Genomic DNA, 13,920 nt, shown 5'->3' with positions numbered 1-13,920 from the left:
GAGAAAAATCGGGGCGAACACCTGGCGTCGGCCCCGAGATAACAGCGTTACTTCACTTGCTGCTCAAAACGGCGCAGCAGTTCGTTACCGCGCTTCACAGCGTTATCCAGCGCAGCTTGCGGTGCCTGTTTGCCGGTCCACACGCCTTCCAGCTCTTCATCCACGACAGTACGAATCTGTGGCATGTTGCCCAGACGCATGCCTTTGGTGAACGGCAGCGGATCTTTGTTCAGCATCTGACGCGTAGCGATGTCTGCGCCAGGGTTCTTGTCATAGAAGCCCTGTTGCTTAGTCAGTTCGTATGCGGCGGTGGTGATAGGCAGGTAACCGGTTTTCTGATGCCATTCGGCAGCGATTTCCGGCTGTGCGAGGAACTTCATGAACTCCGCCGCGCCTTTGTAGGTGTTGGCATCTTTGCCTTTCATCACCCACAGGCTCGCGCCGCCAATGATGGCGTTTTGCGGTGCATTTGGAACAGTTTCATCGTACGGCATCATGCCAACGCCGAAGTTAAATTTGGCGTAGTGTTTGATGTCGGCCAGCGAACCGGACGACGCGGTGGTGATGCCGCAATCGCCGTTGTAGAACTTGGCGGTGGATTCATCTTTGCGACCGAAATAGGTGAAATCCCCCTTCTTGTTCATCGCTTCCAGCATTTCGATGTGGCGCACCTGCACCGGCTTGTTGAATTCAAGTACAGCATCGGTACCGTCAAAGCCGTTATTTTTGGTGGCGACCGGCAACGCGTGCCAGGCGCTGAAGTTTTCAATCTGAATCCAGCCCTGCCAGCCGCTGGCGTAACCGCAGGTCAGGCCCGCTTTACGCAGCGCTTCGGCGTCTTTCGCCAGCTCCTGCCAGGTTTTTGGTGGCTGATCCGGGTTCAGACCGGCTTTTTTGAACGCATCTTTGTTGTAATACAGTACCGGCGTGGAGCTGTTGAACGGCTGCGAGATCAGCTGGCCTTTGCTGTCGCTGTAGTAACCGGCAACGGCTGGCACGAACTGCCTGGGATCCATTTGCACGCCGGCGTCTTTAAACACCTGGTTGACAGGCACGATGGCTTTTGATGCCATCATGGTCGCCGTACCGACTTCATACACCTGCAGCAGCGCAGGCGCTTTACCGGCGCGCACCGCCGCGATACCCGCTGCTAAGCTCTGCTCGTAGTTGCCTTTGTATGTCGGAACGATTTTGTAATCGGGATGAGCCTGGTTAAAACGTTGTGCCAGAGAATCAACTTCTTTGCCTAACTCGCCTTCCATTGAGTGCCAGAAAGGGATCTCAGTTGCAGCCAGCGCATTACCGCTGAGCGCCAGACCGAGCACGGCACTCATCAGGCGGGGACGAAGCGTAAAAGCGGACATAAGGTTTTTCCTGTGCTGTTAAGTACGCGCGAATACGCGCATTTTTTAGTTCGCGACGTAACATGACACGGGGAAATGACGGATTAATAACAGGTTTATGACGGGGATGTGACAGGTGGGTTAGGAGTGCTGGCTGGTACGTGCTGGCTGTCCCCCTCCTCGGTCCTCCCCCATTAATGGGGGAGGAAGATGCTGCTATATGTGAGTTGGGAGTGGCATGTGGCAGCGTCTCCTTCCCCCGCTTGCGGGGGGAAGGCCGGGATGGGGGACAGCGAGCACCAACTTACGCGCCTAAATACGCACTCCGCACTGCTTCGTTGGACAGCAGCGCTTCGCCGCTATCCTCCAGCACTACATGACCGTTTTCGAGCACATAACCCCGATCCGCCAGCTTGAGCGCCTGGTTGGCGTTCTGCTCGACGAGGAATATGGTCATGCCCTCTTTACGCAGCTGCTCAATGGTGTCGAAGATCTGCTGAATGATAATCGGCGCCAAACCCAGCGACGGCTCATCCAGCAGCAGCAAACGCGGCTGGCTCATCAACGCACGACCAATCGCCAGCATCTGCTGCTCACCGCCGGACATGGTGCCCGCGCGCTGTGCTTTACGTTCTGCCAGCCGTGAAAACAGCTGATAAACGCGTTCGATACGCTCCAGATACTGCTGACGCGTGGCGAAAAAACCGCCCATCGCCAGGTTCTCTTCCACCGTCATGCGCGAAAACACCCGACGGCCTTCCGGCACGATGGCAATCGCTTCACGCATGATTTTCGCGGTTTGCCAGTCGGTGATCGTTTTACCATCAAAGGTGATGGTGCCGCTGGTGGCGCGTGGTTCGCCACACAAGGTGCCGAGCAGCGTGGTTTTACCCGCGCCGTTGGCACCGATCAGCGTGACGATTTCACCCTGATTGATGTGCAGATTAATGTTGTGCAGCGCCTGAATCGGACCGTAATGGGCGTTGACATTCTGCAAAGTTAAAATCGGGTTTGCCATGTTACGCCTCACCTAAATAAGCACGGATCACATCCGGATTGTTACGCACCTGTTCCGGCGTGCCGTTAGCCAGCGGCGTTCCCTGATTCACCACGTAAATGCGGTCAGAAATGCCCATCACCAGCTTCATATCGTGTTCAATCAGCAGCACGGAAACCTTGTGCTCACCGCGCAGTTCGGCGATCAGCTCATCGAGTTCGTGCGTTTCTCGCGGGTTAAGACCCGCCGCCGGTTCATCCAGCATCAGGATTTCCGGACGCGTCACCATGCAGCGCGCAATCTCCAGACGACGCTGCTGACCATAAGCAAGGTTACCCGCCTGACGGTTAGCCAGATCCAGCAAACCGATGCGTTCAAGCCAGGTTGCCGCGCGATCCAGCGCTTCGCTCTCACCGCGACGGAAAGCCGGGGTTTTGAACAAGCCGGAGAACACGCCGCTTTTCAGGTGCTGATGCTGTGCCACCAGCAGGTTCTCAATCACCGTCATTTCACGGAACAGACGCACATGCTGGAAGGTACGCACAATGCCCATACGCGCAATCTTCTGGCCCGGCAAACCTTGCAGCTGCTGATCGCGCAGTTTGATGGTACCGCCGGTCGGTTTGTAGAAACCGGTCAGGCAGTTGAACACCGTGGTTTTACCGGCACCGTTCGGACCAATCAGCGAAACAATTTCCTGTGGATGCAGCTCAAGCGCCACGTTGTTGACGGCTAACAGGCCGCCGAAGCGCATCATCAGGCCTTCAACGGCTAATAAAGGCTGACTCATGCCTGCTCTCCTTGTTTACTGCTTTTCATCTTCAGATGCGGACGCTTCATCGGCAGCAGACCTTGCGGACGCCATATCATCATCAGCACCATCAAACCGCCGAGCACCAGCATGCTGTACTCGTTCAAATCACGCATCAGCTCGCGTGATACCACCAGCAGAATCGCTGCAAGGATCACTGCCAGCTGCGAACCCATGCCGCCCAACACCACAATCGCCAGCACAAAGGCCGATTCGACGAAGGTGAAGGATTCCGGGCTGACGAAGCCCTGACGTGCAGCGAACAGCGTCCCCGCGAAGCCGGCGAACACGGCGCTGATGGTGAAAGCAGTCAGCTTGATGCGCGTTGGGCTCAGGCCGAGCGAACGGCAGGCGATCTCATCTTCACGCAACGCTTCCCACGCGCGGCCCAGCGGCATACGCAGCAAACGGTTGATCACAAACAGCGTCAGCACCACCAGCAGCAGCGCCACCAGATAGAGGAAAATCACGCGGTCGCTGGGATCGTATTTCAGGCCAAAGAAATCATGGAAAGTGCTCCAGCCGCCTTCACTGACGCGGCGGCCAAACTCCAGACCAAACAGACTTGGCTTGGGAATCTGCGCGATGCCGTTCGGGCCGCCGGTGATCGCGGTATTATTCAGCAGCAGAATACGCACGATTTCACCGAAGCCGAGCGTGACGATCGCCAGATAGTCACCGCGCAGGCGCAGCACCGGAAAGCCGAGCATCAGGCCAAACGCACCGGCGACTAAACCGGCCAGCGGCAGACTTTCCCAGAAACCAAAACCGTAATAGTGATTAAGCAACGCGAAGGTGTAAGCGCCGATGGCGTAGAAACCGCCGTAGCCCAGCACCAGCAAACCAGACAAACCCACCACCACGTTCAATCCGAGCCCGAGCATTACGTAGATCAGCGTCAGCGTGGCGATATCGACGCTGCCGCGCGAGACCAGAAACGGCCAGATAACGGCGGCGGCAATCACCAGCGCCATCAACAGCTTCTGCTTTGGCGTTGATCCATCAAAACCCGGCAGGACAAAACCTTTGCCGCTGCGTTTGAATTTGCCCTGCACCAGCGGACGCAGCAGCTGGAAGACAAACACCACCGCACAACCCATGAAGATCCAGTTCCAGCGCACCGCGCCTGCATTGGCGACAACCAGTTTGGTGCCGTCCAGATCGAGGCGCACGCCCATAAAGAAAGTAGCGAGAATCAGCAACATCACCGTGGAGATCACGGCGTTGACCAAACCGAGGCGTTTCATACTTTCTCCACCTCCGGACGGCCAAGAATCCCGGTTGGCATTACCAGCAGCACCACAATCAGCAGCGCGAAGGAGACCACATCTTTATATTCGGTCGACAGATACGCCGAGGTAAGCGCTTCTGCGATACCCAGCACCAGGCCGCCAATCATCGCGCCCGGAATACTGCCGATACCGCCCAATACTGCGGCGGTGAAGGCTTTCATCCCGGCCATAAAGCCGATGAACGGGTTAATGGAGCCATAGAATTGACCGAGTAATACGCCCGCTACCGCCGCCATCGCGGCACCAATGATAAAGGTGAGAGAGATAACGCGATCGGTGTTGATACCCAGCAGGCTGGCCATTTTGAGGTCTTCTGCACAGGCGCGGCAGGCGCGGCCCATGCGCGAATAACGGATAAACAGCGTCAGCGCCAGCATCGACAGGAAGGTCACCACCCAAATCACCAGTTGCATGGTGGAGAGCGTGGCCGCAAAGCCGTTGCTTTCGCCCAGCGTCCACTGGCCGGTGATCAGGCTTGGCAGCGCAAGATCGCGCGAGCCTTGCGTCAGGCTGACGTAGTTTTGCAGGAAGATCGACATCCCGATGGCGGAGATCAGTGCGATCAGGCGCTTGGACGATCGTACCGGCCGGTACGCCACGCGCTCGATGCTCCAGCCATAGGCGCTGGAGATGATCACCGCCATCACGAAACCGGCGGCGATCATCAGCCACGAGGTATCGATGCCCATCATCATCAGGGCGGCAATCACGATAAAGGAGACATAGCTACCGATCATATACACCTCGCCGTGGGCGAAGTTGATCATGCCGATAATACCGTAAACCATGGTGTAACCGATGGCGATCAGCGCGTAGGTGCTCCCGAGGGTCACCCCGTTGAACATCTGCTGAATAAAATAGAGAAACTGCTCGGACATAGTGAGGACCTGCTCTGGAGCTAAATAATTCCCTCTCCCGCGTGCGGGAAAGGGAATTTTGGGGGATTACTTAACTGCGGTAGAAGAGCCGTCTTTGTGCCATTTGAAGACACCAAATTCGAAGCCCTTCAGGTCACCTTTCTCATCCCAGTTCAGGTTGCCCATCACGGTTGGAACGGCAGCGCCCTCTTTCAGGTTCTTCGCAATCGCATCGGGTTCATCGCTCTTGCTGCGTTCGATTCCGGCCACCAGCGACTGAATCGCCGCGTAGGTGGTCCAGACGAACGGACCGGTTGGATCTTTGCGGTTAGACGCGGTGTTGGCTTTAATCGCATCAACAATCGCCTTGTTCTCTGGCAGCTGGTCATAACGTTTCGGCAGGGTCACGAACAGGCCTTCAGACGCATCGCCAGCGATGTTAGACAGGGAAGCGTTGCCCACGCCTTCCGGACCCATGAAACCGGCATTCAGGCCAGCGGATTTTGCCTGACGCAGAATCTGGCCCAGCTCCGGGTAATAGCCACCGTAGTAAACGAAATCGACGTTTTCTTTCTTCAGACGCGCAATCAGCGTGGAGAAGTCTTTATCACCGGCGGTGATACCTTCAAACAGCACCACGTTGCCGCCTTTGGCTTTCAGGGTTTTCTGCACCGATTCCGCCAGGCCCTGACCATATTGCTGTTTGTCATGCACCACAGCGATACGTTTTGGTTTGATGTGGTCGAGGATGTAGGTCGCCGCCGTTGGGCCCTGATCGGAATCCAGGCCAGTAGTACGCAGCACGTCAGCATAGCCACGCGCAGTCAGTTCAGGCGCGGTAGCGGCTGGGGTGATCATCAGCACGCCTTCGTCGTTATAAATGTCTGAAGCAGGCTGAGTAGAGGAGGAGCACAGATGGCCGATAACGTATTTGATGCCGTCGTTAACGACTTTGTTGGCAACCGCAACCGCTTGTTTCGGGTCACAGGCATCGTCATATTCCACGCCAACCAGTTTGTCACCGTTAACGCCGCCTTTGGCGTTGATGTCCTTAATCGCCTGCGCGGCACCGGTAAACTGCATGTCACCGTACTGCGCGACCGGACCGGTTGATGCGCCTACGATGGCAATTTTGATGTCTTTAGCCAGCGCCGCATGGCTCATCGCCAGGGCAACGCAGCCCGCCAGTAGTGCGCGTCCTTTACTCATTTTCATGCGAACTTCCCCATCTGTTGTGTCGTGTTTGTTGTGATTGTTTATTTTCTGCCAGTCAAAGAGGAAAACTCATTCTGCAATAATGGGTTAGCGCGCTTTTCTGGCATTTATAGGTAATAAGGCTTTATTTTTCAGGTTATTAAACAGGAACTTTCTTCTGTAAATCAACTGACATATTCAGAATTGACTGAGTGGATCAGCAGAATCGTCTGGTTGTTATGGCCGATTTTTCAGCAGGATACCAGCGCGTTATGCTGGCTTTTTCAACTATCGTTGATGGCTTACTCCACAATCCTGGCAAACTGACTGGCATTTGACCTATTTTCATCAGAAAAAAGTGACAGCGCTCTGACTGTCTAAATTCGCTACACTATCGCCTTTGCACTAGTACAGGTATTAGGTATGAAGCTGACAATCCAGCGCTTAGCATCGTTAACCGCTCAGGATCGTATCGATTTAGCTAAAGTCTGGCCGGAAATCGATATTGTGCAACTGGAAGCACAACTCAGCGACACGCAGCGTTTGTATGCGGCGCGTTTTAACGACCGATTACTGGCGGCGCTGCAGCTGACCCTCAGCGGCACGCAGGGGAAAATCATCCACCTCAACGTTCGCGAAGTCACGCGTCGACGTGGCGTGGGGCAATACTTGCTGGAAGAGACAATCGCGCAGAATAGCGCGTTAGCAGATTGGTGGATTGCCGATGACGGCGACGCCGATCAGGGCGTGCGTGCGGCGTTTATGCAGGCTTGTGGTTTTCGTGCGCAGGCTGAGGGTTGGGTACGTTGAAAGGATGTCGCGCGGAATGTCTGAACATGATGCGTAGCGACCAGGTAATAAAAAGGGCGACTTAAAAGTCGCCCCGTTTTTCCACCCGATCACTATCAGGCTTCAATCGCCACACGCAGTTTCTTCATGGCGTTCTTTTCCAGCTGACGCACGCGCTCCGCAGAGACGCCGTATTTGTCGGCCAACTCCTGCAGCGTGGTTTTGTTGTCATCGTCCAGCCAGCGGGCACGGATAATGTCCTGACTACGCTCGTCGAGGCTCAGCATCGCATCGCTCAGCTTATCAGCCGCATGTGCATCCCAGTTGTCCTCTTCGATGCCATCGGCAAAGTCAGAGGTTTTATCCTGCAGATACAGCACCGGCGCCATCGCTTTGCCTTCGCCTGCTTCGTCATCAGACGACATGTCGAAAGTCATGTCCTGCGCAGCCATGCGCGATTCCATTTCCAGCACGTCTTTACTGCTCACGCCCAGCTCGCGTGCGACCATTTCTACTTCGTCCTGGTTAAACCAACCGAGACGCTGTTTGCTTTTACGCAGGTTAAAGAACAGCTTGCGTTGCGCTTTGGTGGTCGCGACTTTCACAATACGCCAGTTACGCAGCACGTATTCGTGAATCTCTGCTTTAATCCAGTGCACGGCGAACGACACCAGACGCACGCCGACTTCAGGGTTGAAGCGACGCACCGCCTTCATCAGGCCGATGTTACCTTCCTGAATCAGGTCCGCCTGCGGCAAGCCGTAACCGGAGTAGTTACGAGCAATATGAACAACAAAGCGCAGGTGAGACAGGATCAGCGTCTTTGCTGCATCCAGATCGCCCTGGTAATGCAGCCGCTCAGCCAATGCTTTTTCCTCTTCTGCCGTCAGCACCGGCCAGTTGTTGGCAGCCCGAACGTAAGATTCCAGGTTACCCAGAGGAGCAATCGCTAAAGTTTGCATTTCTTTGGTCATTCAAACCCTCACAAATTCAATGGACTTGCTGCACAGTTCCTTGCGCAGACGCTACATTATGTCAACGTCGCGAAAAAACCAGAAGCAATCTGTGCTACTTGGACGACAAAGTTATCCACAAGTTCAATTATAGCAGTGAATATTTTACACACAGATGACGGCGGGGGATATAGGAGAATTCCTCTGCTCCCAGGTCGTCGGCAGCAGAGGAAGAGTATAGCAAAAAACGTTGCTTTTGGTTACTGCGGCGTAAAACGGCGTAAATGTTGCACTGTTGCCAGCCAGGCGGCAATCCAGCCGATGATGGCAGCGATCAGCAGTAACAGCAGCCCTTCATCCCAGGAAAAACCTTCCAGCACAAAGGTGGTACCGAATACGGTTGCTACTTGCGCCACCACCGATTGCAGGCGCAACACCAGCACTTCCGAGAGCAGCAGCGACAGCACCGCGCCGCCCAAACCTAACAGCGCACCGCCGTACAGGAATGGACGCAGGATAAAGCCGTCAGTGGCACCAATCAGCTTCTGCACGTTAATAGTATCGCGCCGCGCAAAGATGCTGAGCCGCACGCTGTTGCCGATCACCAGGAACACCGCAACCACCATCAGCAGGCCAATCATTGAGGCAATCTGTCCCACCAGCCCGGTTAGCGCCGCTAAACGCGCGAACCAGCTGTCATCCATACGCACTTCATCAACGCCCTGCACTTTAGATACGCGATCGCGCAGATTCGCCATGGTGTCCGAATTCTGGAAATTAAGTTTAGGCGTGATGATGGCCACCGCCGGCAGCGGATTCTGCTCCAGCATGTCCATCGAACCACCAAAACCAGACCAGTTGCGGAACTCATTCAACGCTTCTTCACGCGTCAGATAGTTGACGTTGTCCACGCCATCGAGCTGCTTGAGCTGCGCGGTGACATTCTCCGCTGCAGTGTCATCCAGCGCTTTATCCAGATAAACCGTTAGCTGCGGCGCGGGATACCACTGCGTCGCCGCCTGGCTGACGTTCTTCCACACCATGTAGCACACGCTCGGCAGCGTCAGGGAAATGGCGATCACCATCACCGTCAGCAGCGTCGCCAGCGGCTGACGCCACATATCCGACAGCGTGCCGCGCAGCGCATAGCGCCACTGTTCCTGCCAGCCGCCTTTCAGCGCCTTGCTTTTAGAGGGCTGCTTCGCTTTCGGCGCTGGTGCGCGCTTGTTGCGTTTATTGACCATCGTGGCCTCCGTGCAGACGTCCCTGATTGAGCGTCATCACGCGGTAATTCCGGCGTGCAATCAGCCCGACATCGTGCGTTGCCATTAACACCGTGACACCAACGCGGTTGAACTCTTCGAACAGGCGCAGGATGTCTTCCGACAGCGCATTGTCGAGGTTACCGGTGGGTTCATCCGCCAGCAGCACCGCGGGCTTGTTCACCACCGCGCGGGCAATGCCAACGCGCTGCTGTTCACCGCCAGAGAGCTGAATCGGATAGCTTTTCGCTTTGTCGAGCAGGCCGACTTTATCCAGCGCGGCCGACACGCGCCGACGAATATCTTCGCCGCTGGCACCGGAAATGATCAGCGGGATCGCCACGTTGTCGTAGACCGAACGATCCATCAACAAATGGTGATCCTGGAAAATCATGCCGATTTGACGTCGCAGGAAAGGCACTTCGCTGTGACGCAGACGCGAAATATCGTGGCCGCTAAACCAGATCTGCCCGGCGCTCGGGCGCTCAATGCCACAAATCAGCTTTAGTAAGGTACTTTTCCCCGCACCGGAATGGCCGGTCAGGAACGCCATTTCGCCGGGACGCAGATGGAAATCCACTCCCTGCAGCGCCTGACGTCCTCCCAGGTAAGCTTTACTGACCTCTTCAAAGCGAATCATCCCAATCATTCCTCTCGGGCAAACAGTGCCTCAATAAAGTCTGCGGCCTTAAACGGCCGTAAATCCTCGATGCCTTCCCCAACACCGATATAACGAATCGGAATGCCGAACTGATCGGCAACCGAGAAGATCACGCCACCTTTGGCGGTTCCATCCAGTTTCGTCAGGGTGATGCCGGTCAGGCCCACCGCTTCATGGAACAGTTTGGCCTGGCTGATAGCGTTTTGCCCGGTGCTGGCGTCGAGCGTCAGCATCACTTCATGCGGCGCATCTTCGTCCAGCTTCTTCATCACGCGGGTAATTTTCTTCAGCTCTTCCATCAGGTGCGATTTGTTCTGCAGACGACCCGCGGTATCGGCGATCAGTACATCCACATTGCGCGACTTGGCCGCCTGGATGGCGTCAAAAATCACCGAGGCAGAATCTGCGCCGGTATGCTGCGCCACCACAGGAATGTTGTTGCGCTGGCCCCAGACCTGCAGCTGCTCAACGGCGGCGGCACGGAAGGTATCGCCCGCTGCCAGCATCACCGATTTGCCCTGCGCCTGATACTGACGCGCCAGCTTACCGATGGTGGTGGTTTTACCCACGCCGTTGACGCCCACCATCAGGATGACGAATGGCGTTTTGCCACCCACTTCCAGCGGCTGATCCACTTTTTCCAGAATACCTGACATTTCCGCTTTCAGCAGGCCATACAGCGCTTCCGCATCGCGTAGCTGCTTGCGGTTGGCCTGTTGTGTCAGATTGGTGATGATGCGGCGGGTGGTTTCGACGCCAACGTCGGCAATCAGCAGCTGCTCTTCCAGCTCTTCAAACAGATCGTCATCGATTTTCTTGCCGCGGAACAGGCTGATAAAGCCCGAACCGAGGTTTTCGCGGGTTTTTACCAGGCTGCGTTTCAGTCGGGCGAAGAAGCCCTCTTTGGTCGGACGCTCCTGCTCCTGCGCGATGATTGGCGCAGCGGCCAGCGGCAGATCGCTCACGGTATCCTGCGTGGCTTCGGCTAGCTCAGCATCTTCCGCATAGGTTTCCGCTAACGCCAGCGCTTCCAGTTCTTCGTCAGTTAATGGCGCTTCTTCGTGCAGTTCAGGCTCATCAATTGCCAGCTCTTCCAGCTGCGGCTCTTCTTCGATAGGTGCCACATCCGGCGCTGCTATCTCTTCTGGCAGCACCTCTTCAACGATTGCGGTAACCGGCTCAGGTTCCTGCGGCTCGATGACCGGCTCTTCAATCAGTTCCGGTTCAACCTGCTGCTGTTCCGCCACCTGTTCGGTGACGGCGACGGTTTCAACAGCCTGCGCTTCGGCGCGATCGAGCGCACTCTCTTCAACGGCAGGCTCAGCGACCACCTCGGCAGTTTGCTGCTGCTCTTCAGCAGGTTGTTGCGTCTCTTCTTCTTTGCCAAAGCCTAACCAGGAAAAAAAGCCGCGTTTTTTCTCTTTTGCCATTGTGTGACCCTACTCCTCGATGGCTTATTCCCGGTAGCACGCTTGTTCCCAGGGGATAAAATATTCAATTTTAAGCGGGTGAGCGGCGTAAAAATCAGGTAATTACGCGCGCTATACCAACTCAGTAGTCTAACACTTTCCAGCCAGCGCACCACAGCACCCTTTTTTAACGTTTCTTCTGCCCGCTACGCCCGTTAAACTACGCAACAAAATATGACGAGTTGTGAGCGAAATGAGTAAATCCCCCCGCAGCAGCAGCGCTGGCCAGATCCGCATCATTGGCGGTCAGTGGCGCGGCCGTAAATTACCGGTGCCGGATAGCGCAGGTTTGCGCCCGACCACCGATCGTGTACGTGAAACCCTGTTTAACTGGCTGGCGCCGGATATTCAGGAAGCGCGCTGCCTCGATTGCTTCGCCGGCAGCGGCGCGTTAGGGCTGGAAGCGCTGTCTCGCTATGCCGCGTCGGCCACGCTGCTGGAGCTGGAGCGTTCGGTGGCGCAACAGCTGTCACAGAATCTGCAAACGCTGCGTGCTACGCAGGCAAAAGTGGTGCAAACCAACACGCTGCAGTGGTTAAGCCAGCCGGGCGAACCGTTTGACGTGGTGTTTGTTGACCCGCCTTTCCGTAAAGGGCTGTTACAGGAAACATTGTCGCTGCTGGAGCAAAATGGCTGGTTAGCGGCTGAAGCGCTGATTTATGTCGAGAGCGAAGTGGAAAATGGCACGCCTGTCGCACCCGCAAATTGGGATTTGTACCGCGAGAAGATTGCCGGTCAGGTGGCTTATCGCTTATATCAACGCCAACAGGAGACGCACGATGTGGCTTAATTTGGGACGTTTGCTGATGATTTGCGTCTGGGCCTTTTTATTGCTCAATCTGGTGCAACCTTTCCCAACGCCGCTGCGCTATTTCGTGCACGTGGCGCTGTTCTTTATGGTGATTATGCACGGCCTGCAGCTAGTGTTGCTGCGCGCCACCCAGCCAAAAGACGCCCCAAAACTGAGCGGCGTAACCCAGGCGAAGATCTTCTTTTTTGGCGTGTTTGAGCTGCTGGCGTGGCAGAAAAAGCATTATCCGAAGATGTAGTTTCGTGCGGTTTATAGCCAGGTCGCAATGAATGGCGGCCCTATTGTGCCGGAGTAAAACTCACAAAACGCGTGCCTTTCATCTTCAACTCGCCCTTCGCGCCCTTATCGATCTGGTGATACTGGTTCGCATTCACCGTCACTTTAATATCGCTGGCACCGTTCAGCGGATGGAACCAGGCTTCATATTTCATCTCTTCCGCCACAATCTCTTCGCGCTGTCGTGAACGGCGATTGGGCGACGGAAATTCGCGTTTGGTTTTCACTTCCACGCTCAGCGAGCGCACCGGCGAGGCATCGTTCACCGCCGTTTCGCGGCGCTGTTTAATAAACTGACGGGTCGCCAAAACGGCAATAATGGCCAGTACGATGAAAAAGATTAGCGGTGGTTTGCTCATGATTTATCTCGTGCTTTGCGTTAATTCGGAACGGGTAAAGACGACAAAGCATACAACCAGAGTCGGCTGATTGTCACATTCGCCGCCGGTAACTTACACTGAGATCGTGATTTTGGGAAAATTCATCAAACTGGCGGACATTTCGTCCAGAAAAGGGAGAAAACATGCTTTGGTCTTTCCTTGCCGTACTTTTTTCCGGCTGGCTTTACGTCGATGCTTCATACCGTGGTCCGCAATGGCAACGCTGGCTATTTAAACCTGTCACCTTGCTGTTGCTCGTTGCCTGGGCGTGGCAAGCGCCAACCTTCAACACCACCGATTATTTGATTCTGGCCGGGCTGGTCGCCACGCTGGTGGGTGACGCGTTAATGCTGTTACCGCGTCAGCAAATGCTCTATGCGCTGGGCGCATTCTTCCTGTCGCATCTGCTATACACCATCAGTTTTGCCGCACACATGACCATGAGTTTCTTCTGGCCGATCCCCCTCACCTTCCTGATCATTGGCGTGATCGTTATCGGGATTCTGTGGAGCAAACTGGAAGATCTGCGCTGGCCTATCTGCACCTTGATCGGCATGACGCTAGTGATGAACTGGATGGCGGCGGAGAACTACTTCTTCCGTCCAACTGACTTCAGTTTCTCGCTGCTGGTGGGTGCCGCGTTGCTGCTGTTAGCCAATATTGTCTGGTTTATCTCGCATTATCGCCGCCGTTTCAGCGCCGATAGCGCCATCGTCGCCGCCTGCTACTTCGCCGGTCACTTCATGATTGTGCGTTCACTGTGGCTCTACTGAAGATAACCTTACCTTCCGCTTGACTCTGGAGTCCACTCCAGAGTGTAGCATT

At 55.5% G+C, this 13,920-nt stretch carries 15 protein-coding genes; 4 read left to right on the top strand and 11 right to left on the bottom strand.

Features of this window, described 5'->3' with window-relative positions:
* Nucleotides 1–47: 47 nt before the first annotated feature.
* The 6 genes from ugpB to DEU53_RS19760 form a co-directional block, all read right to left on the bottom strand.
* On the bottom strand, nt 48–1,364 hold the full coding sequence (gene ugpB / locus DEU53_RS19785; RefSeq protein ID WP_110868133.1) for a sn-glycerol-3-phosphate ABC transporter substrate-binding protein UgpB: 1,317 nt from the start codon (nt 1,362–1,364) through the stop codon (nt 48–50).
* A gap of 283 nt (nt 1,365–1,647) precedes the next feature.
* Nucleotides 1,648–2,361 carry a high-affinity branched-chain amino acid ABC transporter ATP-binding protein LivF gene (livF, locus tag DEU53_RS19780; RefSeq protein ID WP_110868132.1) on the bottom strand — a complete coding sequence of 238 codons (714 nt, stop codon included), beginning with the start codon at nt 2,359–2,361 and terminating at the stop codon, nt 1,648–1,650.
* Nucleotide 2,362: 1 nt separating this feature from the next.
* The gene (livG, locus tag DEU53_RS19775; protein ID WP_110868131.1) at nt 2,363–3,130 is read right to left on the bottom strand and encodes a high-affinity branched-chain amino acid ABC transporter ATP-binding protein LivG; all 768 of its coding nucleotides are present in this window, start codon (nt 3,128–3,130) and stop codon (nt 2,363–2,365) included.
* Complete coding sequence (locus DEU53_RS19770; RefSeq protein WP_110868130.1) at nt 3,127–4,398, bottom strand: high-affinity branched-chain amino acid ABC transporter permease LivM; 1,272 nt, start codon at nt 4,396–4,398, stop codon at nt 3,127–3,129. Before DEU53_RS19770 ends, livG begins: the two co-directional genes overlap by 4 nt.
* Nucleotides 4,395–5,321 carry a high-affinity branched-chain amino acid ABC transporter permease LivH gene (gene livH, locus DEU53_RS19765; protein ID WP_101763097.1) on the bottom strand — a complete coding sequence of 309 codons (927 nt, stop codon included), beginning with the start codon at nt 5,319–5,321 and terminating at the stop codon, nt 4,395–4,397. The genes DEU53_RS19770 and livH overlap by 4 nt, the downstream gene beginning before the upstream one ends.
* 66 nt (nt 5,322–5,387) lie before the next feature.
* Nucleotides 5,388–6,515 (bottom strand): branched-chain amino acid ABC transporter substrate-binding protein, encoded by a 1,128-nt coding sequence (locus DEU53_RS19760; RefSeq protein ID WP_061718403.1) that lies wholly within the window; start codon nt 6,513–6,515, stop codon nt 5,388–5,390.
* A 402-nt stretch (nt 6,516–6,917) separates the two neighbouring features.
* On the opposite strand from DEU53_RS19760, the gene panM reads away from it, so the two are divergent.
* Nucleotides 6,918–7,304, top strand: coding sequence for an aspartate 1-decarboxylase autocleavage activator PanM (gene panM, locus DEU53_RS19755; protein WP_110868129.1), 387 nt, complete (start codon nt 6,918–6,920; stop codon nt 7,302–7,304).
* A gap of 95 nt (nt 7,305–7,399) precedes the next feature.
* Here panM and rpoH read toward each other — a convergent pair whose 3' ends face one another.
* The 4 genes from rpoH to ftsY all read right to left on the bottom strand — a co-directional run bounded on the left by rpoH (nt 7,400) and on the right by ftsY (nt 11,589).
* Nucleotides 7,400–8,257: an RNA polymerase sigma factor RpoH gene (rpoH, locus tag DEU53_RS19750; protein ID WP_064737937.1), complete on the bottom strand. Its 858-nt coding sequence runs from the start codon at nt 8,255–8,257 to the stop codon at nt 7,400–7,402.
* 239 nt (nt 8,258–8,496) lie between these two features.
* Nucleotides 8,497–9,480: a permease-like cell division protein FtsX gene (gene ftsX, locus DEU53_RS19745; RefSeq protein WP_101763100.1), complete on the bottom strand. Its 984-nt coding sequence runs from the start codon at nt 9,478–9,480 to the stop codon at nt 8,497–8,499.
* Nucleotides 9,470–10,138, bottom strand: a complete 669-nt coding sequence (gene ftsE / locus DEU53_RS19740; protein WP_008109888.1) for a cell division ATP-binding protein FtsE — start codon at nt 10,136–10,138, stop codon at nt 9,470–9,472. Before ftsE ends, ftsX begins: the two co-directional genes overlap by 11 nt.
* 5 nt (nt 10,139–10,143) lie before the next feature.
* Nucleotides 10,144–11,589, bottom strand: a complete 1,446-nt coding sequence (ftsY, locus tag DEU53_RS19735) for a signal recognition particle-docking protein FtsY (RefSeq protein ID WP_101763101.1) — start codon at nt 11,587–11,589, stop codon at nt 10,144–10,146.
* A gap of 232 nt (nt 11,590–11,821) precedes the next feature.
* Here ftsY and rsmD point away from each other — a divergent pair, with 232 nt between their 5' ends.
* Together rsmD and DEU53_RS19725 are read left to right on the top strand one after the other, a co-directional pair.
* A complete protein-coding gene (rsmD, locus tag DEU53_RS19730; protein WP_101763102.1) occupies nt 11,822–12,418 on the top strand; it encodes a 16S rRNA (guanine(966)-N(2))-methyltransferase in 597 nt (198 codons plus the stop codon).
* Nucleotides 12,408–12,677 carry a DUF1145 family protein gene (locus DEU53_RS19725; RefSeq protein ID WP_008109883.1) on the top strand — a complete coding sequence of 90 codons (270 nt, stop codon included), beginning with the start codon at nt 12,408–12,410 and terminating at the stop codon, nt 12,675–12,677. The genes rsmD and DEU53_RS19725 overlap by 11 nt, the downstream gene beginning before the upstream one ends.
* Before the next feature lie 40 nt (nt 12,678–12,717).
* On the opposite strand, the gene DEU53_RS19720 is transcribed toward DEU53_RS19725, so the two are convergent.
* Nucleotides 12,718–13,074, bottom strand: coding sequence for a DUF2500 domain-containing protein (locus DEU53_RS19720; protein ID WP_101763103.1), 357 nt, complete (start codon nt 13,072–13,074; stop codon nt 12,718–12,720).
* 164 nt (nt 13,075–13,238) lie between these two features.
* Here DEU53_RS19720 and DEU53_RS19715 point away from each other — a divergent pair, with 164 nt between their 5' ends.
* Nucleotides 13,239–13,868 (top strand): lysoplasmalogenase, encoded by a 630-nt coding sequence (locus DEU53_RS19715; protein ID WP_101763104.1) that lies wholly within the window; start codon nt 13,239–13,241, stop codon nt 13,866–13,868.
* Nucleotides 13,869–13,920: the final 52 nt, after the last annotated feature.

Source organism: Pantoea sp. AG1095 (genome assembly GCF_003208415.1).
In the GTDB taxonomy this organism is placed as follows: Bacteria; Pseudomonadota; Gammaproteobacteria; order Enterobacterales; family Enterobacteriaceae; genus Pantoea; species Pantoea leporis.
Note: the sequence above shows the minus strand (reverse complement) of the source record. Positions and strands in the feature narration are given on the sequence as shown.

Coding starts and splice junctions, on each gene's coding strand:
- DEU53_RS19725 (WP_008109883.1), top strand. CDS start 12,408: ATGTGGCTTAATTTGGGACGTTTGCTGATGATTTGCGTCTGGGCCTTT.
- DEU53_RS19720 (WP_101763103.1), bottom strand. CDS start 13,074: ATGAGCAAACCACCGCTAATCTTTTTCATCGTACTGGCCATTATTGCC.
- ftsE (WP_008109888.1), bottom strand. CDS start 10,138: ATGATTCGCTTTGAAGAGGTCAGTAAAGCTTACCTGGGAGGACGTCAG.
- rpoH (WP_064737937.1), bottom strand. CDS start 8,257: ATGACCAAAGAAATGCAAACTTTAGCGATTGCTCCTCTGGGTAACCTG.
- rsmD (WP_101763102.1), top strand. CDS start 11,822: ATGAGTAAATCCCCCCGCAGCAGCAGCGCTGGCCAGATCCGCATCATT.
- livH (WP_101763097.1), bottom strand. CDS start 5,321: ATGTCCGAGCAGTTTCTCTATTTTATTCAGCAGATGTTCAACGGGGTG.
- livG (WP_110868131.1), bottom strand. CDS start 3,130: ATGAGTCAGCCTTTATTAGCCGTTGAAGGCCTGATGATGCGCTTCGGC.
- DEU53_RS19715 (WP_101763104.1), top strand. CDS start 13,239: ATGCTTTGGTCTTTCCTTGCCGTACTTTTTTCCGGCTGGCTTTACGTC.
- DEU53_RS19760 (WP_061718403.1), bottom strand. CDS start 6,515: ATGAAAATGAGTAAAGGACGCGCACTACTGGCGGGCTGCGTTGCCCTG.
- ftsX (WP_101763100.1), bottom strand. CDS start 9,480: ATGGTCAATAAACGCAACAAGCGCGCACCAGCGCCGAAAGCGAAGCAG.
- ugpB (WP_110868133.1), bottom strand. CDS start 1,364: ATGTCCGCTTTTACGCTTCGTCCCCGCCTGATGAGTGCCGTGCTCGGT.
- livF (WP_110868132.1), bottom strand. CDS start 2,361: ATGGCAAACCCGATTTTAACTTTGCAGAATGTCAACGCCCATTACGGT.
- DEU53_RS19770 (WP_110868130.1), bottom strand. CDS start 4,398: ATGAAACGCCTCGGTTTGGTCAACGCCGTGATCTCCACGGTGATGTTG.
- ftsY (WP_101763101.1), bottom strand. CDS start 11,589: ATGGCAAAAGAGAAAAAACGCGGCTTTTTTTCCTGGTTAGGCTTTGGC.
- panM (WP_110868129.1), top strand. CDS start 6,918: ATGAAGCTGACAATCCAGCGCTTAGCATCGTTAACCGCTCAGGATCGT.